This window comes from Natronosporangium hydrolyticum, from assembly GCF_016925615.1.
In the GTDB taxonomy this organism is placed as follows: domain Bacteria; phylum Actinomycetota; class Actinomycetes; order Mycobacteriales; family Micromonosporaceae; genus Natronosporangium; species Natronosporangium hydrolyticum.
In genome coordinates this window covers 1,586,904-1,611,388 of record NZ_CP070499.1, presented here as the reverse complement: position 1 = coordinate 1,611,388, position 24,485 = coordinate 1,586,904, and the positions used below count along the sequence as shown (strand labels likewise).

Genomic DNA, 24,485 nt, shown 5'->3' with positions numbered 1-24,485 from the left:
CGGTGGTTGCTTCTTTTTGCCGATGGTCTTCCCCTTACACCGGAGTGAGCGGCAACAGCTTCCGCCCGGTCGGGCCGATCTGAATCTCGGTGTCCATGCTCGGACAGACCCCGCAGTCGAAACACGGGGTCCACCGGCAGTCGTCCTGCTCGAACTCGCTCAGCGAATCCTGCCAGTCCTGCCAGAGCCAGTCTTTATCCAGGCCCGAGTCGAGATGATCCCAGGGCAGCACCTCGGTCTCGCCTCGTTCCCGGGTGGTGAACCAATCCAGGTCGAGACCGAACGCCGGCAGCACCTCGCCGGCAGCATCCACCCAGCGATGGTAGGAGAAGTGCTCACTCCAGCCGTCGAACCGCCCGCCCTGCTCCCACACCCGCCGGATCACCGCGGCTACCCGCCGGTCCCCGCGCGAGAGCAGGCCCTCCACCAGCGACGGCTCACCGTCGTGGTAGCGGTAGCCGATCGCCCGTCCGATCGAACGGTCGGCGTTGATCGCCTGCTTGAGCAGCTTGAGCCGGTGGTCGACCACCTCCGGCGAGGTCTGCGACGCCCACTGGAACGGGGTGTGCGGCTTCGGCACGAAACCGCCGATCGAGACCGTGCACCGGATGTCTTTCGTGCCGGTGGCGGCGCGCCCCTCCTCGATCACCCGGTACGCCAGCCGGGCGATCTGCAGCACGTCCTCGTCAGTCTCGGTCGGCAGCCCGCACATGAAGTAGAGCTTCACCTGCCGCCAACCGTTCTGGTACGCGGTGACGACCGTACGGATCAGGTCGTCCTCGCTGACCATCTTGTTGATGACCCGGCGAATCCGCTCGGAGCCGCCCTCCGGAGCGAAGGTCAAGCCGGTACGCCGGCCGTTGCGGGACAGCTCCTGGGCGAGCTCGACGTTGAACGCGTCCACCCGGGTCGACGGCAACGACAACGAGACGTTGCTGCCCTCGTACTGCTCCGCCAGCCCCGAACACATGTCCTTGATCTCCGAATGATCTGCCGACGACAGCGACAGCAGCCCCACCTCGGAGAATCCGGAGTCCCGCAGCCCCTGCTGGACCATCTCGCCGACGGTGGTGATGGAGCGTTCCCGGACCGGGCGGGTGATCATGCCCGCCTGGCAGAACCGGCACCCTCGGGTACACCCCCGGAAAATCTCCACCGCATACCGCTCGTGAACGGTCTCGGCGAGCGGCACCAGCGGCCGCTTCGGATAGGGCCACTGGTCGAGATCCATGGTGGTGCGCTTATGCACCCGGAACGGCACATCGGGCCGGTTCGGCACCACCCGCTGGATCCGACCATCGGGCAGGTAGTCCACGTCATAGAACGACGGGACATAGATCGACTCGGTGGCGGCGAGCCGTCGCAGCAGCTCCTCCCGACCGCCGGGCGCACCAGCGCGTTTCCACTCCCGCACGATCCCGGTGATCTCCAGCACCGCCTCCTCGCCGTCGCCGAGCACGGCGGCGTCGAGGAACTCGGCGATCGGCTCCGGGTTGAACGCGGCGTGCCCGCCCGCGACGACCAGCGGATGGCTATCGTCCCGGTCCGCCGCGGTCAGCGGGATGCCGGCGAGGTCGAGCGCGGTCAGCAGGTTGGTGTAGCCGAGTTCGGTGGCGAACGAGATGCCGAACAGGTCGAAGGCCGCGACCGGCCGGTGCGCCTCCAGCGTGAACTGCGGCACCCGGTGCTCCCGCATCAACTCCTCAAGATCGGGCCACACCGAGTAGGTCCGTTCGGCGAGCACATCGGGCTGCTCGTTGAGGACCTCATAGAGGATCTGCACACCCTGGTTGGGCAGGCCGACCTCATAGGCGTCGGGGTACATCAGCACCCAGCGCACCGTCGCCTCGTCCCACTCTTTGGCCTGGGCGCCGAGCTCACCGCCCACGTACTGGATCGGTTTACCGACTCGTGGCAACAGCTGCTCCAACGCTGGCCACACGGTCTCGACGCTCACACCCACCTCCGCTGCTGTCCCAGTCTCGCCGCTGGTCCAGCTCTCCAGCCTAACCAGCGGCCGACGACCAACCACCGCCGGAGGGGTCAGAGCGACCGGTCACCGAAGAACCTCGCGGAAAGTCTTGAACCTCGCAGACTTCTCGCCTAGACATAGTTCATGCGTACCCCCCGCGCCAGCCGTTTGAGACGGCGCAGCCGTCTCGCCGGGCTAATCGCCATCAGCCTTCTGGCCAGCCCGAGCGCCGGCGCCCTCGGCAGCCGCCACCTTGACCGGATCTGCCCCGACCGCCGTTACCGCGGCAACGGCAGCTGCCGCTACTGATCCTTGCTCGTACCCTCCAGTGGTCGGGGCGCTGGGCATGCCGGACTCCGCTCCGGGGTATCCAGCGCCCCGACCGAGATAGGACAATGGCGACGTGAACCTAGGCTCGCCCGGGCAGGCGCTGGCCCGCCGGTTTTACCACCGGCTGGTGGCGCCGCTGTTGATGGGGACTCCCCACGCCGCCGCGCTGCTCGGCGAAGGTTCCGAAGTGCTCGGCTACGACGACAAGGTCTCCACCGACCACGACTTTGGACCGCGGGTGCAGATCTTCCTGCCGCGCGGGGTGGACCCGGCACCGGCCGAACAGGCGCTCACCGGGCTGCCGCAGCTCTTCGAGGGATTCCTGGTCGGCTACTCCCGCACCCACCACCGCGACGGCCGCGCCGACCGGCAGGTCGACCTGACCACTGTGGAAGAGTTCTTCACCACCGCCATCGGGACCGACCCGGCGAGCGGGATGCAGCTGGCCGACTGGCTCCTCACACCCACCCAGCGGCTCGCCAGTCTCACCGCCGGCCCAGTGTTCCACGACCCGCACCACGCCCTGACCACCCGCCGGGACGCCCTCACCTGGTATCCAGATGACGTCTGGCGATATGTGCTCGCCGCCGGCTGGCTTCGGATCGGGCAGGAAGAATCGTTCGTGGGGCGTGCCGGCGCCACCGGCGACGACCTGGGCTCGCGAGTGCTCACTGCCCGCCTGGTCCGTGACCTGATGCGCCTGACCTATCTGATCGAACGGCGCTGGGCGCCCTACGGCAAATGGCTCGGGCGCGGCTTCACGGCGCTCCCGCTCGGCGCCGCGATCGGACCCGCCCTCGACGCCGCCCTGACCGTCACCGACTGGCGTGATCGGGAGGAGGCGCTGTGCGCGGCCGCGAGCGAACTCGCCGCCGCCACCAACCGGCTGCAACTGGCCGACCCGGTGGACCCCAGCCCACGTCAGTTCTACGGCCGGGACATCTGGACCCCGGGCGGGGAACGGTACGCGGCCGCGTTGACCGCCGCCATCACCGACCCGGCGGTGACCGCGCTACTCGCCCGGCTCGGCGAACGCCGCGATCCGGGCCCCGGGATGGCGCTCGTCGGGCGCCTGCCCGGCGCCATCGATCAGGCGGTCGACTCCGCCGATATCCTCTGCCACCACGACCGCTGTCGCGCCGCCGCCCCGGTGCTGGGCCTGGCCTGACCCGCCAACCGCCGATCCTCCCGTAAGCCCCGTTTGCGGCCGACTCGAACGAGCCGTCCCGCCCCCCGCCGGCTGACGCTTGCTCATATCGGCATATGATTGACCCATGGCACGAGCAGCGACGACGTCGGACGTCTTCAACGCGATCGCCGAGCCGCAGCGACGAGAGATCCTGGACCTGCTGCGGGCGGGCGAACAACCGGTGACCGAGTTGGCCCAGCAGCTGGGGATGACCCAGCCGGGCGCCTCCAAACACCTGCGGGTGCTCCGGGAGGTCGGGCTGGTGCGGGACCGCAAGGCAGGCAAACAGCGCCTGTACGGCCTCGACGCCGGTGGGCTGCGACCGGTTCACGAGTGGACCGGCGGGTTCGAGCGGTTCTGGAACGAGAGCTTCGACCGGCTGGACACATACGTGCAGGACCTCGAGCAGGCAAGGCAGGAGGAGTGACCGATGGCAGAAACCGGACGGGACGGCCCGACGAAGTCGGCGACGGCCGACCGCGAGATTGTGATCTCCCGGGTTATCAGCGCCCCCCGAGAACTGGTGTTCGAAGCGTTCACCGAAGTCCGGCACCTGTCGCAATGGTGGGGACCGGAGGGGTTCACCACCACCACGCGGGCGTTCGAGTTCCGCGTCGGCGGGGCCTGGGACTTCGTGATGCACGGACCGGACGGGACGGACTACCAAGAGTGGATCTCCTGGACCGAGATCGCCCCGCCGGAGCGGATCGCGCTGCGGCACGGCGAGTTTCGCGGCGACCCGGACGCTTTCGAGTCCATCCTTACGTTCACACCCGAAGGCTCCGCGACCCGGATCGAGATGCGCACGATCTTCCCCACCAAGAAGCTGCGCGACGAGGCGGCCGAGAAGTACCACGCGATCGAGGGCGGCGAGCAGACCCTGCGCAACCTAGCTACCTACGTCACCCAGATCCTCCGGAAGGGAGCCGAGAACTGATGGCCGGGAAGGTGTTCTTCAGCGTGACGATGTCCCTGGACGGGTTCATCGCGCCCAATTCCCCAGCAGACTTGATGGGACAGCAGTGGATGGAGCTGCAGCAGTGGCTCTTCCGGCAGCGGTTTCTCCGGGAGAACCTGAAGCTCGGCGAGGGCGGCGAGGAAGGTCGCGACAACGACATCGTGCGGGAGACGTTCGAGCGCACCGGCGCGAGCGTGATGGGCAAGCGCATGTTCGAAGCCGGCGAGCACGCATGGCCGGAGGAGGCGCCGTTCCACACGGCGGTCTTCGTCGTGACGCACGAACGGCGTGGTTCCTGGGAACGGCCGGGTGGGACCACCTTCCACTTCGTCGACGACGGCATCGAGTCCGCGCTCGACCAGGCCCGCCAGGCCGCCGGCGACCGAGACGTCCGCATCGCGGGCGGCGGTGCAACCATCCTGGAGTACCTGAACGCCGGCCTGATCGACGAGTTCTCGATCGCGCTCTCACCCATGCTGTTCGGCTCCGGAATCCGCCTCTTCGAGGGCGTGGACGCTGGCCGCCTGGCCCTGGAGCCGATCCGCGCGGAGCCGACGCAGCGGGTCACCCACCTGACCTACGCGGTCCGGGAGCGCTAACTGTCTCGGCCTCTGTAGCTTTCCGCCGAGGTCAGCCACCATTACCCGCTGACTCGCCCATAATGGGTGACGTGCAGGTGGTGCTGGTCTCCGGGGTGCCCGGAGCGGGAAAGACGACCATCGCCCGGAAGCTGGCCGAGCACTTTCCCCGGTCGGCGCATCTTGAGGGCGACCAGATCGGCGAAGGCTTCATCATCAACGGCCTAGTACGACCGGACGGTACGCCGACCGACGAGGCCAATGCCCAGCTCCTGCTCCGCCGAAAAAACATCTGCCTGCTGGCCGACTCGTACGCGGCGGCGGGGTTCACCCCGGTCGTCGACGACGTGGTGGTCTCGCAGGCGGTGCTGGACACCTACCTGACCCTGCTCACCACCCGTCCGGTCGGATTGGTGCAGCTCTCCCCCGACCTGGAGACCCTGCAGCAACGCGATGCCGAGCGAGACAAACAGGTGCTCGACCGGTGGCGCCACCTCTACGCCGAGCTGCGTCGGGACATGCCGCGGGTCGGGCTATGGCTGGACACCTCCGGGCTCTCCGCAGAGGAGACCGTCGCCCAGGTGGCGCACCGGCTGGGCGAGGCGGTCGTCGCCCGGTAGGTCGGGGGTGGCGGCTGTGTCCCGGGTCACCCACCGCGCCGGTCACACCATCCCCGCCCGCGCCGTCGGATTGGCGACCGACCCGAAAACGGAGGATGAGATGACCGAGCGGATGGCGATGGCAGAAGTGGTCCCCGAGGCGTACCAGGCGGTGTTCCAGCTGGAGAAGTACGTCCGCAGCACGGTGGCACACCAGCTGCTGGAGCTGGTGAAGCTGCGCGCCTCTATGATCAACGGTTGCGCATTCTGTGTGGACATGCACAGCCACGACGCGCTCAGCGCAGGCGAATCGACGCAGCGACTCTTCGCGGTCGCCGCCTGGCGAGAGGCGCCCTTTTTCACCGACCGGGAACGGGCCGCGCTCGCCCTCACCGACGAGGTCACCCGGCTCGGAGATCACGGAGTGACCGACGCGACCTGGGCCAAGGTGCGGGAGCACTACTCCGAGGAAGCGACAGCCAACCTGATCATGGCGATCGCGACCATCAACGTCTGGAACCGGATCGCCATCGCCACCCGGGTGGCGCCGCCGGTACGCTGACCCGACGCCACGGCTGATCCCCCGGCTACGGCTGGGGGATCACCCGTGGCCGGGGAACCAGAGCGCGATCTCGCGCTTGGCGCTCTCCACCGAGTCGGACGCGTGGATCAGGTTCTCGCGATTGGACAGCGAGAAGTCGCCTCGGATAGTGCCGGGGTCGGCCTTGCGTCCGTCGGTGGCGCCGCACATCGCCCGCACCACCGCGATCGCGTTGTCGCCGACGAGGATCATGGCCACCAGCTCACCGCCGGTCATGAACTCGCGCAGCGGCGGGTAGAAGGGCTTGGTCAGGTGCTCGGCGTAGTGCTGGTCCGCGAGTTCACCGTCCATCCGGCGCAGCACCATGGCCTCGATCCGCAGGCCCTTCCGCTCGAACCGACCGACCACCTCACCGACCAGGCCGCGGCGCACGGCATCGGGCTTGACCAGAACGAGCGTCCGCTCGCCACCCTCGGTGGACACGTGCGCCTCCTCTGCTGGGCGAACTCCGACGACCTGGTCAGCACCGGTCGACCGGGGGCTCGCAGACCGCGATTTGCGAACTGTTGGGCACAGACAGCGTATCGAACCGCCCGAACCTGGCTTCGCCGACTAGGCTAGGGGCGTCCAGGCGCGCGTCCGAAGGGAAGCAACCGTGGCGAGGAAACGGCCGGGTGTAGTCGCGGTTCGCCGAATTATCGCTGGGATGTGCATTTTTGTCGGACTTTTCGTCGCCTGCTTCGGGGTCGGCAACGGCCGACAGTCGTTGCTGGTGACGGGTATCGCGATCATGGTCCTGGCGGCGACCACCCGGGTCGTGATCGGCTTCCGGGGCACGCCGCGAGAGTGGTTGCAGGGGGTCGGCCGCGTCCTGGAGGTCAACGAACCACCGGCCGACGCGCGGATCGGCCGCTGCTCCCTGCAGCTGGTGGTGGTCGTCCCCGGCATGCCGGAAGAGACGGTGGTGGTGCACGACTCCCGGGTTCCGGTAGCACAGTGGCCGCAGCCGGGACAGCGGGTGCCGATCCAGGTCGCCGCGGACGACATCCGCGATGTCCGGGTACAGTGGCGGGACTTCGTCCCCGTGGAGCACCCGGTGGAGGCGGCCTGGCACACCGACGAACCGGTGCCGTCGCCCGCGGTGCCGCCCGGCTCCCATCTCGACCCGTCACCGGTCATCGACTTCGACCTGGACCACCCGCCGACCGGGCCGATCGAGCCGGTCGCCCCGGTCGACCGCACCACAGTCGACCCGATCCCCACCGTCGAACCCGCCACCGCCACGTCAGTCGCCCCGGCCGAGGCCAGCCCCGCCGACGAGGGCCGACTCGACCGGAGTAACCCGCTCGCCGACGACCCGGCCGACGCGGTCGAGCCGGCAGCCGGTGACGACGGCCGGGCCGACGTCGCCGCCCCACCCGACGAGGTCGCCCACCTCGCCCCGGCGCCGGCCGGCGGGCCCGAAGCGGTCCCCGCAGCGGTGCCGCGGCCCCGGCCCAGTCCTCGGCCCAGCCCCCGGCCCCGGCCGCACGCCCCCGCCCCGGCGGCCGGCGCCGCGGCCGCCACCGCAGGTGCGGCGATGGCCGGTAACGCTGCCGGCGCCGCCACGAACGGCACCACGAACGGCGGGACGACCGGTCCGCCGGTCAGCACCGCGGCTCCGCCACCGACCGGGCTCGGCGCCGACATCCTCGCCACCTACCCGAGCGCCCACCCCGGTCCGGCCGGAGCCATCAACGGGATCGGCATGACCCTGCTCGTCAGCGACCTCACCCGCTCCGTCGACTTCTACCGGGACCGGCTCGGCTTCTACGAAGTAGACAACGGCGCCGGCACGATCGTGCTCGGCTCCGGCGACACCAGACTCGTGCTACGCGCGGTCGCCAACCTCGGCGCGATCAAGCACCGGTTGATGCACCTGAATCTCGAGGTCAGCGACATCGACGCGGTCTACGCCGAGCTCAAGGCCAACGGCGTACGCTTCACCTCGCCGCCGCGAGCGGTGGAGGAGACCGCCCGGTTGCAGCTGTGGGCGGCCGCGTTCAAGGATCCGGACGGGCACGGCGTCGCGCTCACCCAGTGGCGCCCCGCCGGCTAGTCTCTACCATGCCATGCCACCGATGAGCTTCGATCCCACGTCCGCCCGAGCCGCGACGAGTGGTCACTGCGGCAGGGTTCACCCGGTTCCGGCGGGCTGCCGAGACCCCAACATTTATGGTCCTCGAAGCTTCCAGCTGACCGGTCACGACTGCGTCAACTACGGCGGAGCAGCTTGCGGGCGTCGGCGACGGTCACCACCGAACCGGTGATCAACACTCCCACTCCGGAGAGGATGCCGTCCGGGTCGGCCTCTGCCAGGTCCACCGCTGCCTCGATCGCATCGACCAACTCCGGCACCACCCGCACCCGATCCTCACCGAAGATCTCGACCGCGATCTCCCCCAGCTGCGCCGGTGACATCGCCCGGCTGCCACTGTTGCGGGTCGCGACGACCGCGTCCACCGCCGGCTCCAACGTCTCCAGCACCCCGGCGGCGTCCTTGTCCTCAAAGGTGGCGACCACCGCCACCAGCCGCCGGAAGCTGAACTCCTCGGTCAACGCCGCGACCGTAGCGGCCATCCCGTGTGGATTGTGCGCCGCGTCCAGCAGGATCGTCGGGGCGGTGCGGACCCGTTCCAACCGGCCGGGGGCCACAATCATGGCGAACCCCTCCCGCACCAACTCCGGCTCCAGCGCCTTGCCGCCGGCGCTCGCGCCCAAGAAGGCCTCGGTCGCCGCGAGCGCCACCGCCGCGTTCTGGGCCTGGTGGGCTCCGTGCAGCGGTAGGAAGACCTCGTCGTAGGTCTCCCCCAACCCTTGCAGCTTCAACACCTGCCCGCCGACCGCCATGCTCCGCTCGAGCACTCCGAACTCGGAGCCCTCCCGGGCGATGGTCGCCCCCACCTCCGCGCAGCGCTCCAGAATCGCCCGGGCAGCGTCTTCTTGCTGCGCGGCGGTCACCACCGTGGCGCCCTGGTGGATGATCCCCGCCTTGGCGTGCGCGATGTCGGAGATGGTGTCGCCGAGCCACTCGGTGTGGTCGAGTCCGATCGGGGTCAGTACGCAGACGCCGGCGTGGAGGACGTTCGTCGCGTCCTCCGCCCCGCCGAGCCCCACCTCGACCACGGCGGCGTCCACCGGTGCGTCGGCGAAGGCCGCGAACGCCATCGCGGTGGTCAGGTCGAAGTAGGTCAACGACTCCGGGTTCCGGGCGTCGAGTAGCTCCGCGACCGGGGCCACCTCCTCGTAGATCGCGACGAACCGGTCCTCGTCGACCGGCTCACCGTCCAGGCTGATCCGCTCCCGTACCGTCTCCAGGTGCGGGCTGGTGTACCGGCCGGTCCGCAGCCCGTGCGCCCGCAGCAGCGAGTCGATCATCCGCGCGGTGGAGGTCTTGCCGTTGGTCCCGGTCAGGTGCACCGACGGGTACGTCCGCTGCGGGTTACCCAGGGTGTCGAGCAACTCCTCGATCCGGCTCAGGTCGAAGACGTACCGGGTGAACCCGCGCCCGAGTAGCTCGGCGTCGATCCGGGCAAACTCCTCAGACACCCGCACTCCCTTCCTCGTCGATCATGGGGTTGGGGACCCCAAACCCGCCTGGCCATGTACCTAGGTCCATGATCAACTCGGGAGGGCGGTGAGGGCGACGTGGATCCGGGCAAGGTCCGCCTCCGCCACGGCCAGCCGCTCCCTAACCTTGGCCACCACCGGTTCGGGTGCCTTACTCAGGAATGCCTCGTTGCCGAGCTTGGCGCGGCAACCCGCGGCCTCCTTCTCGGCCGCGGCCCGATCCTTCTCCAGCCGCGCCCGCTCCGCCCCGACATCGATCGCGCCCCGGGTGTCGAAGGCGACTGTGACCTCACCGGTGACCGCCACCGTCGCGGTCGCTGCGAACTCCTCCGACGCCTCGTCGAGCCGGGTCAGCGTCCGGATCAGCAGCTCGTGTCCGGCCAACCCGACCGTCGCCAGCCCGTCGATCGTCGCCGCCACCCGCTGAGCCGGTCGCAGCCCCTGGTCGGCACGGAACCGACGAACCTCGGTCACCACCTTCTGCACCCCGAGCACCTCCGCCTCAGCGGCCGGGTCCCGCAACGACGGGTCCGCCACCGGCCAGGCCGCGGTCATCACCGTCTCGCCGCCGGTCAACGCGGTCCACAGCTCCTCGGTCGCGAACGGGATCACCGGATGCAGCAGCCGCAACACCTGGTCAAGCACGTGCCCCAGCACCCGCCGCACCGGCTGCGCCGCCGCCGGATCACCCATCAGCACCGGCTTGGCCAACTCGACGTACCAGTCGCAGACCTCGTCCCACGCGAAGTGGTAGAGCAGGTCACAGGCCTTCGCGAACTCGTACCGCTCGAAGCACTCGTCGACCTCCGCGACCACCTGCTGCGACCGCGACAGGATCCAGCGGTCGACCGCGGAGAGCTGGTCGGCGGCGGGCAGCGGGCCGGTGGTGTGGGCGCCGTTGATCAGCGCGAACCTGGTGGCGTTCCACAGCTTGTTGCAGAAGTTGCGGGAGCCGGCGCACCACTCCTCGCTCACCGGGACATCGGCCCCCGGGTTGGCGCCCCGCGCCATAGTGAACCGGGTCGCATCGGCGCCGTACCGCTCGATCCAGTCCATCGGGTCGACCACGTTGCCGAACGACTTCGACATCTTCTTGCCGTGCTCGTCGCGGACCATGCCGTGCAGGGCCACCACGTCGAACGGCTGCCGACCCTGCATCGCGTACAGCCCGAACATCATCATCCGGGCGACCCAGAAGAACAGGATGTCGTAGCCGGTGACCAGCACACTGGTCGGATAGAACGTGCGCAGATCCGGGGTGTCATCCGGCCACCCAAGCGTCGAGAACGGCCACAGCGCCGAGGAGAACCAAGTGTCGAGCACGTCCTCGTCGCGGCGCCAACCCTCGCCGGATGGCGGCTCCTCCCCCGGCCCCACGCAGACCATTTCGCCGTCGGGCCCGTACCAGACCGGAATCCGGTGACCCCACCACAGCTGGCGGGAGATGCACCAGTCGTGCATGTTGTCGACCCAGTCGAAGTACCGCTTGGTCAGCTCCGGCGGCTCGATCCGGGTCCGGCCGTCCCGCACCGCATCGCCGGCGGCCTCCGCCAACGGCCCGGTACGCACGAACCACTGCAGGCTCAGCCGCGGCTCCACCACCGTGTCGCAGCGCGAGCAGTGCCCCACCGCGTGCACGTACGGGCGGCGTTCGGCCACGATCCGGCCCTGCTCACGGAGGGCGGCGACGATCGCCGGGCGGGCCTCGAACCGGTCCAGCCCCTGGAACGGCCCGGCCGCCGTGACCACCCCCCGCTCATCCATCACGGTCAAGCTCGGCAGTTGGTGCCGCTGCCCGATCTCGAAGTCGTTCGGGTCGTGCGCCGGCGTCACCTTCACCGCGCCGGAGCCGAACTCCGGGTCCACGAACGGGTCGGCGACGATCGGAATCCGCCGCCCGGTCAACGGCAGCTCCACCTCGGTGCCGACCAGGTGCCGGTAGCGCTCGTCGTCCGGATGCACCGCGACCGCGGTGTCGCCGAGCATGGTCTCGGCCCGGGTGGTGGCGACCACCACCGCGCCCGCCCCGTCCCCGTACCGGATCGAGACCAGCTCACCATCGTCGTCGGCGTGCTCGACCTCGATATCCGAGATAGCGGTGAGGCAGCGGGGGCACCAGTTGATGATCCGCTCGGCGCGGTAGATCAGGTCGTCGTCGAAGAGCCGCTTGAAGATGGTCTGGACCGCCAGGGAGAGCCCTTCGTCCATGGTGAAGCGTTCCCGGCGCCAGTCCACCGAGTTACCGAGCCGACGCATCTGCCCAGTGATCATCCCACCGGACTCGGCCTTCCACCGCCACACCCGCTCGACGAACGCCTCCCGGCCCAGATCATGCCGGGAGAGCCCTTCGGCGGCGAGCTGCCGCTCCACTACGTTCTGGGTGGCGATGCCGGCGTGGTCCATCCCAGGCAGCCACAGCGCCTCGTACCCCTGCATCCGGCGGCGCCGGGTAATCGCATCCTGGATCGTATGATCCAACGCGTGCCCCATGTGCAGCGAGCCGGTCACGTTAGGCAACGGGATGACGATCGTGTGCGCGGGCTTGCCGGTGCCGGCGTCGGCGTTGAAGTAGCCGGCCTCGACCCACTGCTCATACCGACGCTGCTCGACCTCGGCCGGCTGGTACGCCGCCGGCAGGGCTGGTGTCTCGCTCACCCGGCAAGTCTACGGAGCCTGCCGGATCGAGGCATCGCGGCTTCGCCCGGCGTGCCACAGTAGCAGGATGGACCCCACCACGGACCCGCTCAGCCAGGACGCACTGCTGAATCTGCTGTTGCCCGTGTGGCAGCTGGCGATCGGAGTGTGCGTGGTGGCCGCCGTCGTGGTGGTCGGCTTCCGGTTGGCCAAACGCGGCCCCTCCCGGGTCAACACGGCACTGCTACTCACCGGCGGCGCGGTGATCGGCATCTGCGCCCTCGGCGTACTCCTGGAACGCCTGTAGGACGCCGGATTTCCGGTTGAGCCGGGGTCGCTCCGGCAGGAAAATGGCGGCCATGCGCTGCCTCGCCGAGCCCGACCTCGACGCGTACACCGGGGCGGTGCTGCCGTTCCTGCGCCTCGACCCGGTGCTGAACAACCTCGCCGCCACAATCATCGAATCGCGGTCCACCGGCCGCGCGCCGGTCACCCCGGCCGACCGCTGGCTACGGGTCGTCGACCGCGACGACACGGTGCTGACCGTGGCGGTCCATACCCCGCCGCACCCGCTGCTGCTCACCGACGGCCCCGGGCCCGCGATCGACGCCCTGGCGGACCACCTGCTCGCCGACGCGGAGACGGTGAGCGAGGTCAGTGGCCCGGAGGGCGCGGCGCAGCGGTTCGCGCAACGGTGGTCGACGGCCACCGGCGAACCGCCCCGGCTCACCATGCGGCAACGGTTGTTCCGGCTCGATGCGGTCACCCCGCCTGCCAGCGTGCCGGGCCAGCTCCGGCCCGCCGGCGAGCCCGACCGGAATCTTCTGATCGGCTGGTACGACGCGTTCGCCCGGGATGTCGATCCGGAGAGCACGCCCGCCGAGTCCGCCCCGCTGGTCGACCGGGTGCTGGCCCGCGGCGACGCGCTGTGGCTGTGGCAGGTCGCCGACGAGCCGGTCACCATGGTCGGGATCGCGCCGCAGGTGGCGGGGGTGGCCCGGATCGCGCCGGTCTACACCCCGCCGTCGCTGCGGGGACACGGCTACGGCACCGCCGCCACCGCGGCGGTGAGCCAGTGGGCACTCGATCAGGGCGCCACCGCCTGCATGCTCTACACCGATCTGGCGAACCCGACCAGCAACCGGATCTACCAGCGGATCGGGTACCGGCCGGTCGCCGACGCTACGCAGTGGCGGCTGCGGCCGGCGGCCGACTCGGCGGCGACCTAGCGCCGGCGCTGCCCGCCAGACCTAGCGGCGCGGCCGGCTAGAGCCGGCGGTTGGCCAGGCTGGGCAGCTCGGTCCGGACCCGGGCCAGCCGATCCAGATCAAGCTCGGCGACGGCGATCGTCACCTCGTCGGGCGCCTGCGCCACCACCGTGCCCCAGGGGTCGATCACCATACTCCTGCCAAAGCAGGTGCGTCCCGGGTCGTGGTCACCGATCTGGGCCGCGGCCAGGACGTAGCACTGGTCCTCGATCGCCCGCGCCCGCAGCAGCACCTCCCAATGGTCCCGGCCGGTGTGCAGCATGAACGCCGCCGGCACCACCAGCACCTGGGCGCCACCGTCGACCGCTAGCCGCCGGTACAGCTCCGGGAAGCGCAGGTCGTAGCAGATCGACAGCCCGACGCGTACGCCCTCGATCTCTACCGTGACCGGCTCCGCGCCGGCCGCCACCCGCTTCGACTCCTGGTACGAGACCCGACCGGGAATCTCCACATCGTAGAGATGGATCTTCCGGTAGGACGCGGCAAGATTGCCGCTGCGGTCGAAGACCATCGAGGTGTTGTACGTCCGGGCCGGGTCCGGGCCGCGCTCGCGGAACGAGCCGGCGTGCACCCACAGCTGGTGCTCGGCGGCGGCCTCGGCGAACGCCTGCGCCCATGGACCGTCGACCGACTCCGGGTCTGGTGCATCATCGGCAGGGCCCAGATAGTCGGTGTACTCCGGCAACACGGCCAGGTCGGCACCGGCATCAGCGGCCCGGGCGAGCAACTCCCGGGCGATCGCCAGGTTGGCGGAGCGGTCGGCACGGGAGTTGAGCTGGCACACCGCGACTCTCATGCCGACCACCCTACGAGACCGCTCAGGCGGCGGTCATCACCAGCGCGGTCGCCGCCAGACCCAACCCCGCGACCTGCACCACCCGGACCCGCTCCCGGTCCACCGCCAGGGCGAGCAACACGGTGCTGGTCGGATAGAGCGACGCGAGGACCGCGACGATGCTCAGATGCCCCTGTGCGGCCGCCATCAGGAAGAATGTGTTGCCCAGCAGATCGAGCGAGCCGGCGGCGCCCGCCCACACCAGCACCCGTGGCGAGAGTCGCAACGAGGTGCGGCTGCGAGCGGCGATCAGCAGCCCGAGCGGGATGGAGCTGAGCCGGATCCCGACCATCACCCACAGCCCGCTGCCCGGGCTGACCTGACCCAGGATGACGAAGAAGAAGCCGAACATCGCCCCGGCGGTGAGCGCCAGACCGAGCAGGCCGCGGGTGACGCGGCCGCCGCCACCCGCCCCCGGCGCAGCACTGATCAGGGCGATCGCAAGCACCGCGCAGACCGTGCCCACGAGCGCCAGCGCGCTGAGGATGCCGTCGAGCAGCAGGCCGATCACGAGCGGCACCACCGCCGCGGTCACCGCGGTGACCGGTGAGACGACCGACATGGCGCCGCTGGCGAGCCCGCGGTAGAGCAGAACAATGCCGATCAGCCCGGCCACGCCGCCGACCATCCCCCACGCCAGGTCGGCGAAGCGGGGCGTGCCGGCGATCACCACCAGCCCCAGCGCGAGCACCGGCAGACTCACGATCTGCGACATGACCGTGACCGCGAGCGGACTTGCGCGCTGCGACCCCTTGCCTCCGCAAAAGTCGGAGGCGCCCCACACCAGAGCAGCGGTCGCGGCTAGGAGAATAGTTGGCACCACACCTGTGTACACAATAATGACCGCGAAGGACAATGTGTTGACCGACACATCGGGCGACCGGGTCGCCGCGCTGACCGCCGCCGTGGCCGATCATGTCCGCTCGCTCCGGCAGGCGAGGGGCTGGTCCCTCGACGAGCTCGCCGGCCGCTCCGGGGTCAGCAAAGGCATGGTGGTGCAGATCGAGGGCGCCCGGAGCAACCCCAGCATCGGCACGCTCAACCGGATCGCCGACGCGTTCGGGGTGACCGTGGCCCGGCTCCTGGAGCCGTCGACCGAGCGGACCGTGCAGATCATCGACGCGGACCGCACCCCCGTGCTCTGGGAGGGGCCGCAAGGCGGCCTGGGCCGGATCCTGCGTGGCCTGAGTGATCTGGGCAGCGTGGTCGAGCTGTGGGAGTGGCGACTGGCCCCCGGCGAGGAGCACGACTCCAGCGACCACAACCCTCGCACCCGGGAGGTGCTGCACATCATCGCCGGCGAGGTGATCGTGACGGTGGCGGGCGAGGAGCACCGGGTCCGGGCCGGGCAGGTGATCGACTTCCGCGCCGACCGAGCCCATGCCTACCGCAACGGCGGTTCGGAGCCGGCGAGGTTCCTCATGGTCGTGGTGATGCCCGCGGACGAGTGGGACCGGCGCAGCGGCCAGCCCCCCGGCCGCGAGCCGCGCCCACACTGAGCAGCAATCCCGGCATTCGCTGCGTTGATCATGGACCTAGGTACATGAGCGGGGCGGATTCCGGTCCCAAACCTCATGGTCAACCCGGCTGGGCTCCGCCGGCCGCGTTTGCTTTGCTTACGCATACGCCATCGGCCGGGATGTCGCGCGGCAAGATCGGCGGGCAGATCGTCGCACCCGACTTGGTGGGTTGAGTGGCGCCTGATTTGCCAGTATGAGCATGGTTTGTCGCCGTAGTGGGATCACCACTCAACCGACCAAGCGGCCGACGGTGTTGACAGCCGGACGCAAGGGGGTCCTGCTGACAAGCCCGTGACCTGGTACAGACTTCCGTCTGACGCGATCCCGGCGCGAGCAGCCGGCGGCAGGGAGGACCGACGCCACAAAGTCGGCGGCCCGCAGACAGCTCAGCGGCCCTCCCAGCCAAGTTCTTGCTGTCACTGCCCTTCTCCAATCAGCCAGCAGAGAGTATGGGTAAGCAAAGCAAACGGTTGCGCGACAAAGCCTGAGCTGCGGCGATGCTTATTGATCAAGGTTGGGCGGGTGGCAGCGCTGGCGGTGATGCGACGTCACAGGCGTCCGGCGGGACCGGCGGAGCCACCCACAGCCGGGCCGGTGAAGAGGGCCTCGGCGCCCACCGGTCGGTAACCGGCGGCGAGGAAGGCGCGGACGCTGGCGGCGTTGCCCGGCGCGATCTGCGCCCACACCGGCCGGCCCGCTGGCACCAGCTGCCGGGCAGCGCGGGCTAGTCCCCGACCCAGCCCGCGGGCCCTGGCGTGCGGTGGCACCTCGACCGCGGCCTCCCAGCGGCCCGCGAGGCCACGGCCGACGATCAGAACCCCTTCGTCGGTGTGCCAGATCCGCAGCTCGGGCCGGGTCCGGCGGGCCCGGCGGACCCGCGGATGTGCGGAGTCGGTGACCTCGCGAAGGCGCAGCGACTCGGCTGGCGGGCCAGCCAGGGGCGAGGCCAGGTAGAGCCCGTCGAGATTGTTGACCCGCCGGCCCAGCTGCTGCTCGCAGGCGGAGAGAAACGGCGGATTCAGCGGCGCCGACAGATCCGCATCGGGCAAGAGTTGCCCGCGGACCCACTCCGGGTCGAGGCCGGTGGCGACCACGGCGTGGCCCGGGAAGGCGAGCACCACAGGAGTTCCCGCGGCGGGGAGAACGGAGAGCCAGGGGTGCGCGGGCAGCCGATCGCCGGACTCGATCCGGTGCACCAACTCCGGCAGACTGCCCGGAAGGGTCACGCGGCCCGGCGGGGTTTGTAGTCCCGGGGCACGATTGTCGGGTTGACGTTCTCCAGCACCACATCCGGGGTGATCAGCACCCGGGCGGCGTCCGGGTTACTCGGGACCTCATACATCACCGGCTGCAGCACCTCCTCCATGATCGCCCGTAGCCCACGGGCGCCGGTGCCGCGCTTCATCGCCTGATCGGCGATCGCCACCAGCGCCTCCGGCTCGAACTCCAGCTCCACCCCGTCCAGCTCAAAGAGGCGTTGGTACTGCTTGACGAAGGCGTGCCGCGGCTCGGTGAGGATCTGCACCAAGGCATCGAGGTCCAGGCTCCGGACCGTGGTGATCACTGGCAGCCGACCGATGAACTCCGGAATCAGCCCGAACTTGAGCATGTCTTCCGGCATCACCTGCGACAGAGTGGCGTCGGTGTTGCGCTCGGAGATCGAGCGCAGATTGGCCCCGAAGCCGACGCTGCTGTGCCCGACCCGACTGGTGATGATCTTTTCCAGGCCGGCGAAGGCGCCGCCGAGGATGAACAGGATGTTGGTGGTGTCGATCTGGATGAACTCCTGGTGGGGGTGCTTGCGACCACCTTGCGGCGGCACGCTCGCCACCGTGCCCTCCAGGATCTTCAACAGCGCCTGCTGCACCCCCTCACCCGAGACATCCCGGGTGATCGACGGGTTCTCCGACTTGCGGGCGACCTTGTCGATCTCATCGATGTAGATGATGCCGGTCTCCGCCCGCTTGACGTCGAACTCGGCGGCCTGGATCAGCTTCAGCAGGATGTTTTCGACGTCTTCGCCGACATACCCGGCCTCGGTGAGCGCGGTGGCGTCGGCGATCGCGAACGGCACGTTCAGCATCCGGGCGAGGGTCTGCGCCAGGTGGGTCTTACCGCAACCGGTCGGACCGATCAACAGGATGTTGGACTTGGTGAGCTCGATCGCCTCGGTGCCATCGGCGTGGCGGCGGCCGGACGGCTCGGCCTGCACCCGCTTGTAGTGGTTGTAGACCGCGACCGACAGCGCCTTCTTGGCCGGCTCCTGGCCGACCACATATTGGTCGAGGAAGGCGCTGATCTCTTTCGGCTTGGGCAGCTCGTCCCAGCTCACCTCGGCGGACTCGGCGAGCTCCTCTTCGATGATCTCATTGCAGAGATCGATGCACTCGTCGCAGATGTAGACACCGGGACCCGCGATGAGCTTCTTGACCTGCTTCTGGGACTTGCCGCAGAAGGAGCATTTGAGCAGGTCACCGCCGTCTCCGATGCGTGCCACTCAGCGTCTCCCAACTCCTCGAGCCCGCAGCACGTCGGCCCGACCAGTCTCGCCGAGCCACACCCCTCGCCGCGGGGTGTGGAAACGACGTTACCCGGTCGGGCCGACTTTCGCGCGTGCGCCGGTCGTGCGCGGACGGCGTGTCTCGCGTCGGAACGATCAGGCGGCGGTGCCCGTGAGCGCCGCCCGCTTCCGGCTGGAGATCACGTTATCCACCAGCCCATACTCTTGCGCCTCGGCCGCCGTCATGATCTTATCGCGGTCGATGTCCTTGCGCACCTTCTCCACCGCCTGGCCGGAGTGGTGGGCGAGGGTCTCCTCCAGCTGGGTCCGCATCCGCATGATCTCCCGAGCCTGGATCTCGATATCCGACCCCTGGCCGTAGCCGCCCTCGGTGGCCGGCTGGTGGATGATGATCCGGGAGTTCGGCAGGGCGTTGCGCTTGCCCGGCGTGCCCGCCGCGAGTAGCACCGCCGCCGCGCTCGCCGCCTGCCCCAGGCAGAAGGTCTGGATGTCCGGCCGGATGAACTGCATCGTGTCGTAGATCGCGGTCATCGCGGTGAACGATCCACCGGGCGAGTTGATATACATCAGGATGTCCCGGTCCGGGTCGGTGCCCTCCAGGGTCAGCAGCTGCGCCATCACATCGTTCGCCGAAGCGTCGTCGACCTGCACCCCGAGGAAGATGATCCGCTCCTCGAAGAGTTTGTTGTACGGGTTGGACTCCTTCACCCCGTACGAGGTGCGCTCTACGAAGGACGGCAGAACATACCGGTTGTGGACCGGCGTCGCCAGCTGCGCCGGGTCCGGGAAGGACAGGTTGGTCATCGGTGTCATCCCTCCTCGTTGCGGGTGCCGGCACCGGTCGGGATCTGCGCGGCCCCAGTGATCACCTGGTCGATGAAGCCGTAGTCGAGCCCCTCCTGGGCGGTGAACCACCGGTCCCGATCGGAGTCGGCCTCGATCTGGTCCACCGTCTGCCCGGTGTGGAAGGCCACCCGCTCCTGGAACATCTTCTTCGTGTAGATCATCTGCTCGGCCTGGATCGCGATGTCCGAGGCCGTACCGCCCATGCCGCCCGACGGCTGGTGCATCATGATCCGGGCGTGCGGCAGTGCATACCGCTTACCGGCGGTCCCCGCGCAGAGCAACAGCTGCCCCATCGAGGCGGCCATCCCCATCGCGGTGGTCACGATGTCGTTCTCGACGAACTGCATCGTGTCGTAGATCGCCATACCGGAGTGCACAGAGCCACCGGGTGAGTTGATCCACAGGTTGATGTCGCGCTGCGGGTCCTCAGCCGCCAGCAGCAGCAGCTGGGCGCAGATCCGGTTCGCTACCTCGTCGGTCACCTCGCTGCCGAGGAAAATGATCCGTTCCTTCAGCAGCCGGTTGTAGATCGAGTCGTCGAGGTTGGCCCCGAGGACATCGCTTCTGGACCGCGCATGCGCCGCAGTCATCGCACCCTCCCGTACCCGTACGTATTCATTACGTCTGACCCTAGCCGCGCGCACCGGAGCTAAGCCGGCGCAAGGCGTCCGTTTCGCTCACAGCGCACCACCCGCTCGCCGGTCAGCCGGCGGCCGAGGCCGGCTGGTCGCGCCGGTCAGCGTTCTCCTCCTCCGAGTCGGCCACAGCCTGCTCGTCGTCGGCCGCGGCGGCCGGCTCCTCGTCGACCTCCTCAGCTGCCGCGGCGGACCCGCCGGTGACCTCGTCGAGCGACACCGAGTTGCCGGCGCTGTCGGTGATGGTCACCCGCTCCAACAGCAGCTGCAGGGTCTTACCCCGGCGGACCTCGACGAAGACCGAGTTGGCGCCGCCCGACTGGACCAGCTGGTCGTAATACTGTTGGGGCGGCATCCCGGACTGCTGTGCCCGCCGGACCACCTCCTGGCCGAACTCCTCGTCGCCGACCTGGACCTCTTCCGCCTCGGCGATCGTGTCCAGCACCAGCTGGACCTTGACCATCCGGGTGGCCTCCTCGGTCAGCTCGGAGTCGAGCTCCTCCTCGGACTTGCCGTCGAGGGCGAGCAGGTCCGCCAGGGTGCGGCCCATCTGCTCCAGCTCCCGGGCCATGTGCTGCTTGCGGTGGGCGACCTCGTCCTGGACCACCCCGTCGGGGGCGGGCACTTCGGCGCGCTCGATCAGCTCGTCCAGCGCCTTGTCGCGGGCGGCGTAGAGCTGCTCGACCTTCTTCTGGCCGCTGAGCCGGTTACGGCTGTCGTCCCGCAGCTCGTCCAGGGTGTCGAACTCACTTGCCAGCTCGGCGAAATCGTCGTCGAGCGGCGGCAGCTCCTTCTCTTTGACGGTGCGGACGGTGACCACCACGTCGGCGTCGCGCCCGGCGTGGTCGCCGGCGACCAACGGCGTGGTGAAGGTGCGACTCTCGTCGGCGGACATGCCGACCAGCACCTCATCCAGGCCCGGCAGCAGCGCCTCACTGCCCACCTCGTGGGAGAGGTTGCTGGCGGTGCCGCCCTCGACCTCTTCGCCGTCGACCGTGGCCGCGAGGTCGATCTGGACGTAGTCGCCTTCGGCGGCGGCCCGCTCGACCGTCTTGAGCGTGGCGAACCGCTCCCGCAGCGTCGCCAACTGGGCGTCCACGTCCTCGTCGGCGACGCTGACCTCGTCGACGGTGACCGCGATCTCGCTGAGCTCCGGCAGCTCCAGCTCGGGGCGCACGTCGAGCTCCGCGGTGAACTTCAGCGGCTCACCCTCGCCGACCTCGACGTTGTCGACCTGTGGCCGACCCAGGGTCTTGACCTCGTGCTCCCGGATCGCCACCAGCAGCTGCTGCGGGATCGCCTCCTGCACGGCCTCGTTGAGCACCACCCCGGGACCGACCCGCTGGTCGATCACGGCCTTGGGCGCCCGGCCCCGCCGGAAACCAGGGATGTTGACCTGCTGGGCCACCTCGCGGTAGGCCTTCTTGAGGGTCGGCTCGAGTTCAGCGAACGGCACCTCGATCGCGAGCCTCACCCGGGTCGGACCCAACGTCTCGACCGTGCTCTTCACGCGTACTCCTTGAATGCTGGTGTGCGGATCGTCACTTGTCGGCCGCGTCGGTGGCCAGCGGCACGCCCACGATCCCGCCTCCGCCGTGGTCAGGGATCGGCCGTCTTCGCCGCTCAATCGTAAACCCCAGCGCCGGCTGTCCGGCCCGCAGGCTCGGCCCGGTCCAGCTGGGTCTTCCGGGCGGGTCCGGTTTGGGACCAACGACCCTGCCGGAACCCGGTCGAGCTGGCCGAGGGTGGGGCCATGACCGGCGAAGGGGTGACGACGGCCCAGCATCCGCCGCAGCCGTGGCATGCCCTCTCCGCCGACGAGGTCGCTGGCGTGTGGGAGACCGGCGAGCAGGGGCTGGCCGAGGCTGCGGTAGCGCGGCGACGGGCACAGTACGGGCCGAACCAGCTCGCCGAGGCACCGCCGCCCTCGCCGCTGGTCGTGCTCGCGCGGCAGTTCCGCAGTCCGCTCATCTACATCCTGGTGATCGCGGCAATCGTCACACTGCTGCTGCGCGAGTACCTGGACGCGATCGTGATCGGCATCGTGGTCGCGATCAACGCGATGATCGGGTTCTGGCAGGAGCGCAAAGCCGAACAGGCGGTTCGCGCCCTCGCCCAACTGGTGGTGCCGGTCGCCCGGGTGGTCCGCCACGGCCGGGAGCAGGAGGTCGACAGCCGGGAGCTGGTCCCCGGCGATGTGGTGCTGCTGGAGCCGGGCGCCCGGGTGCCGGCGGATCTGCGGCTCCGCGCGGCGACCGCGCTGGAGATCGACGAGTCACTGCTCACCGGCGAGTCGGCGCCGGTGCGTAAACAACTGGCGCCGCTGGCGCCGGAGACGGTGCTCGCCGACCGCCGCTGCATGGCCTACTCCGGTTCGGTGGTCACCAGCGGGCGAGGCCACGGCGTGGTCGTCGCCACCGGCCAGGAGACCGAGCTGGGCGCGATCGCTGGCCTGATCCGGCAGACCCGGGAGCTGGCCACCCCGCTGCAGGTACGGATGGGGCGGTTCGCCCGGTTCATCGGGTTGGCGGTGGCGGCCGGCTCGGCGCTGGCGTTCGCCACCGGGCTCGCGCTCGGCGGCGACCTGCAGCAGATGTTCCTGACCGCGGTCGCGCTGGCGGTGGCGGCGATCCCGGAGGGGCTGCCGATCGCGGTCACCGTCACGCTGGCGCTCGGGGTCCACCGGATGGCCAAGCGACACGCCATCGTCCGGCGGTTGCCGGCGGTCGAGACCCTGGGCAGCACCACCGTGATCGGGTCGGACAAGACCGGCACGCTCACCGAGAACCGGATGACCGTGCAGGAGCTGTGGGCCGGCGGTGAGAGCCAACCGGCCGGCCAACCGGCCACCCCGGGCACACCGCTCTACGAGGCGCTCCTCGCCGGCGTGCTCACCAACGAGGCGGAGATCTACGAGACCGACCGCGGCGGCCACAGCAGCGGCGACCCGACCGAGGTGGCGCTGCTGACCGCCGCAGCCGCCGCCGGGATCATCCCCGACGAGGTACGCGACGCGTACCCGCTCTTCGCCGAGATCCCGTTCGAGCCGGAGCGGCGCTACTCGGCGAGCATCCGGGAGCGCGACGGCGGCCACGTCACCTTCGTCAAGGGGGCACCGGAGCGGATTGCCGAGATGTGCACCCACCAGCTCGCCCCGGACGGCACGCTGGCGCCGCTGGACCGGGCCGCGGTGGCGGAGGCGGCGGCGGCGCTGGCCGGCCGCGGGCTTCGGGTGCTGGCGATGGCGGGTAGCGGGCCACACGACCGGCTGACCGATCCGGAGCAGGTGGCCGAGCCGGCTGGGCTGGTGTTGCTGGGGTTGCAGGGGATGCTCGACCCGCCCCGGCCGGGGGTCGCGGAGTCGATCGCTACCTGCCGCGGCGCCGGCATCCGGGTCGTCATGATCACCGGCGACCACGCCGCCACGGCGGCGGCGATCGCGGCCCGGCTCGGCCTGATCGACCCCGCGGCGCCGGCGGCGGTGCTCACCGGCGAGGAGCTCGCCCGGCTCGACGACGACCAGCTGCGCGCCCGGGTGCCCGAGGTGACGGTGTACGCCCGGGTCGCGCCGGAGGACAAGCTGCGGGTGGTGGCGGCGCTACAGGCACGGGGCGAGGTGGTGGCGGTCACCGGTGACGGGGTGAACGACGCCCCGGCGCTGAAGGCCGCCGCGATCGGGGTGGCGATGGGGCGTACCGGCACCGACGTGGCCCGGGAAGCCTCCGACATGGTGCTCACCGACGACAACTTCGTCTCGATCGCGGCCGCCGTCGAGGAGGGGCGGACCACCTTCGACAACATCCGGAAGGCGAGCTTCTTTCTGGTCTCGACCGGCGCCGCGACGATCATCGCGATCCTGGTGGGGTTGTGGTTGGGTTGGCCGCTGCTGATGCTGCCCGCGCAGCTGCTGTGGCTGAACCTGGTCACCAACGGCCTCCAGGACAAGGCGCTCGCCTTCGAACCCGGCGAGCAGGGCCTGCTGGAGCGGCCACCGCGACCGGTCGACGAGGGGGTCATCCCGAAACCACTGTGGGGGCGCATCGCCCTGGTCGGGGTGGTGATGGCCGCCGGCACGCTGGCGATGTTCAACTGGGAGCTGACCCGGAGCGGGTCGCTGACCTCGGCCCAGACGGTAGCGCTGACCACCATGGTGGTCTTCATGGCTTGCCACGTCGGCAACGCCCGGGTGGCGCACCATTCGGCGTTCCGGGTCAGCCCGCTGGCTAACCCGTTCCTGCTGGTGGCCACGGTGGCGGCGCTCGGGGTACACATCGCGGCGCTCTACGCACCACCGACCCAGTTCCTGCTGCGGGTCGAGCCGATCGACCTGGCCGCCTGGCTGCGGATCGTGCCGGTGGCGCTGACCGTCGTAGTCGCGGTCGAGCTGGACAAACTGGTACGACGGACGGTGGCGACGCGGCGATTGCGAAAGGCTTCCGGCGGGTAGTCC

21 protein-coding genes and 1 pseudogene are annotated in these 24,485 nt (G+C 69.8%); 11 read left to right on the top strand and 11 right to left on the bottom strand.

The features are described 5' to 3' along the window. Nucleotides 1–34: 34 nt before the first annotated feature. The gene (locus JQS43_RS07180; protein ID WP_420847658.1) at nt 35–1,957 is read right to left on the bottom strand and encodes a TIGR03960 family B12-binding radical SAM protein; all 1,923 of its coding nucleotides are present in this window, start codon (nt 1,955–1,957) and stop codon (nt 35–37) included. Between the two features lie 418 nt (nt 1,958–2,375). Here JQS43_RS07180 and JQS43_RS07175 point away from each other — a divergent pair, with 418 nt between their 5' ends. From JQS43_RS07175 to JQS43_RS07150, 6 genes are all read left to right on the top strand, one after another. Further along, nucleotides 2,376–3,470, top strand: a complete 1,095-nt coding sequence (locus tag JQS43_RS07175; RefSeq protein WP_239678273.1) for a DUF4037 domain-containing protein — start codon at nt 2,376–2,378, stop codon at nt 3,468–3,470. 106 nt (nt 3,471–3,576) lie between these two features. Then, nucleotides 3,577–3,918: an ArsR/SmtB family transcription factor gene (locus JQS43_RS07170; RefSeq protein ID WP_239678272.1), complete on the top strand. Its 342-nt coding sequence runs from the start codon at nt 3,577–3,579 to the stop codon at nt 3,916–3,918. 3 nt (nt 3,919–3,921) lie between these two features. Further along, a complete protein-coding gene (locus JQS43_RS07165) occupies nt 3,922–4,428 on the top strand; it encodes an SRPBCC family protein (protein ID WP_239678271.1) in 507 nt (168 codons plus the stop codon). Then, nucleotides 4,428–5,048, top strand: a complete 621-nt coding sequence (locus tag JQS43_RS07160; protein ID WP_239678270.1) for a dihydrofolate reductase family protein — start codon at nt 4,428–4,430, stop codon at nt 5,046–5,048. The genes JQS43_RS07165 and JQS43_RS07160 overlap by 1 nt, the downstream gene beginning before the upstream one ends. A gap of 62 nt (nt 5,049–5,110) precedes the next feature. Continuing rightward, nucleotides 5,111–5,647, top strand: coding sequence for an AAA family ATPase (locus JQS43_RS07155; protein WP_239678269.1), 537 nt, complete (start codon nt 5,111–5,113; stop codon nt 5,645–5,647). Between the two features lie 16 nt (nt 5,648–5,663). Next, complete coding sequence (locus JQS43_RS07150) at nt 5,664–6,188, top strand: carboxymuconolactone decarboxylase family protein (protein WP_338037156.1); 525 nt, start codon at nt 5,664–5,666, stop codon at nt 6,186–6,188. Between the two features lie 39 nt (nt 6,189–6,227). Here JQS43_RS07150 and ndk read toward each other — a convergent pair whose 3' ends face one another. Then, nucleotides 6,228–6,650, bottom strand: coding sequence for a nucleoside-diphosphate kinase (gene ndk / locus JQS43_RS07145; protein WP_239678268.1), 423 nt, complete (start codon nt 6,648–6,650; stop codon nt 6,228–6,230). A 223-nt stretch (nt 6,651–6,873) separates the two neighbouring features. On the opposite strand from ndk, the gene JQS43_RS07140 reads away from it, so the two are divergent. Beyond that, nucleotides 6,874–8,265 carry a VOC family protein gene (locus JQS43_RS07140; RefSeq protein WP_239678267.1) on the top strand — a complete coding sequence of 464 codons (1,392 nt, stop codon included), beginning with the start codon at nt 6,874–6,876 and terminating at the stop codon, nt 8,263–8,265. Between the two features lie 155 nt (nt 8,266–8,420). Here the strand turns inward: JQS43_RS07140 and JQS43_RS07135 are convergent, their stop codons facing one another. Together JQS43_RS07135 and JQS43_RS07130 are read right to left on the bottom strand one after the other, a co-directional pair. Then, nucleotides 8,421–9,755, bottom strand: a complete 1,335-nt coding sequence (locus JQS43_RS07135) for a bifunctional folylpolyglutamate synthase/dihydrofolate synthase (protein WP_239678266.1) — start codon at nt 9,753–9,755, stop codon at nt 8,421–8,423. A gap of 72 nt (nt 9,756–9,827) precedes the next feature. Next, nucleotides 9,828–12,431 (bottom strand): valine--tRNA ligase, encoded by a 2,604-nt coding sequence (locus JQS43_RS07130; RefSeq protein WP_239678265.1) that lies wholly within the window; start codon nt 12,429–12,431, stop codon nt 9,828–9,830. A gap of 67 nt (nt 12,432–12,498) precedes the next feature. Here JQS43_RS07130 and JQS43_RS07125 point away from each other — a divergent pair, with 67 nt between their 5' ends. After that, entirely contained in the window at nt 12,499–12,717 is a 219-nt protein-coding gene (locus tag JQS43_RS07125; RefSeq protein WP_239678264.1) for a hypothetical protein, read from the top strand. 43 nt (nt 12,718–12,760) lie between these two features. Further along, entirely contained in the window at nt 12,761–13,639 is an 879-nt protein-coding gene (locus JQS43_RS07120; RefSeq protein ID WP_239678263.1) for a GNAT family N-acetyltransferase, read from the top strand. 37 nt (nt 13,640–13,676) lie between these two features. On the opposite strand, the gene JQS43_RS07115 is transcribed toward JQS43_RS07120, so the two are convergent. Further along, a complete protein-coding gene (locus JQS43_RS07115) occupies nt 13,677–14,474 on the bottom strand; it encodes a carbon-nitrogen hydrolase family protein (RefSeq protein WP_239678262.1) in 798 nt (265 codons plus the stop codon). Nucleotides 14,475–14,496: 22 nt separating this feature from the next. Further along, nucleotides 14,497–15,333 carry a DMT family transporter gene (locus JQS43_RS07110; protein ID WP_275581042.1) on the bottom strand — a complete coding sequence of 279 codons (837 nt, stop codon included), beginning with the start codon at nt 15,331–15,333 and terminating at the stop codon, nt 14,497–14,499. 40 nt (nt 15,334–15,373) lie between these two features. Between JQS43_RS07110 and JQS43_RS07105 the strand changes: the two genes are divergently transcribed. Continuing rightward, nucleotides 15,374–16,012, top strand: a complete 639-nt coding sequence (locus tag JQS43_RS07105; RefSeq protein WP_239678261.1) for a helix-turn-helix domain-containing protein — start codon at nt 15,374–15,376, stop codon at nt 16,010–16,012. Between the two features lie 569 nt (nt 16,013–16,581). Here the strand turns inward: JQS43_RS07105 and JQS43_RS07100 are convergent. The 5 genes and pseudogenes from JQS43_RS07100 to tig all read right to left on the bottom strand — a co-directional run. Beyond that, nucleotides 16,582–17,259 carry a GNAT family N-acetyltransferase gene (locus JQS43_RS07100; protein WP_239678260.1) on the bottom strand — a complete coding sequence of 226 codons (678 nt, stop codon included), beginning with the start codon at nt 17,257–17,259 and terminating at the stop codon, nt 16,582–16,584. Continuing rightward, complete coding sequence (gene clpX / locus JQS43_RS07095) at nt 17,256–18,530, bottom strand: ATP-dependent Clp protease ATP-binding subunit ClpX (RefSeq protein ID WP_239678259.1); 1,275 nt, start codon at nt 18,528–18,530, stop codon at nt 17,256–17,258. Before clpX ends, JQS43_RS07100 begins: the two co-directional genes overlap by 4 nt. 159 nt (nt 18,531–18,689) lie before the next feature. Beyond that, the gene (locus JQS43_RS07090; protein WP_239678258.1) at nt 18,690–19,358 is read right to left on the bottom strand and encodes an ATP-dependent Clp protease proteolytic subunit; all 669 of its coding nucleotides are present in this window, start codon (nt 19,356–19,358) and stop codon (nt 18,690–18,692) included. A 5-nt stretch (nt 19,359–19,363) separates the two neighbouring features. Next, nucleotides 19,364–19,990: an ATP-dependent Clp protease proteolytic subunit gene (locus JQS43_RS07085; protein WP_239678257.1), complete on the bottom strand. Its 627-nt coding sequence runs from the start codon at nt 19,988–19,990 to the stop codon at nt 19,364–19,366. A 226-nt stretch (nt 19,991–20,216) separates the two neighbouring features. Then, a pseudogene (gene tig, locus JQS43_RS07080) lies at nt 20,217–21,545 on the bottom strand (trigger factor); the annotation flags it as partial. Nucleotides 21,546–21,788: 243 nt separating this feature from the next. Between tig and JQS43_RS07075 the strand changes: the two are divergent. After that, a complete protein-coding gene (locus JQS43_RS07075; protein WP_239678256.1) occupies nt 21,789–24,482 on the top strand; it encodes a cation-translocating P-type ATPase in 2,694 nt (897 codons plus the stop codon). Nucleotides 24,483–24,485: the final 3 nt, after the last annotated feature.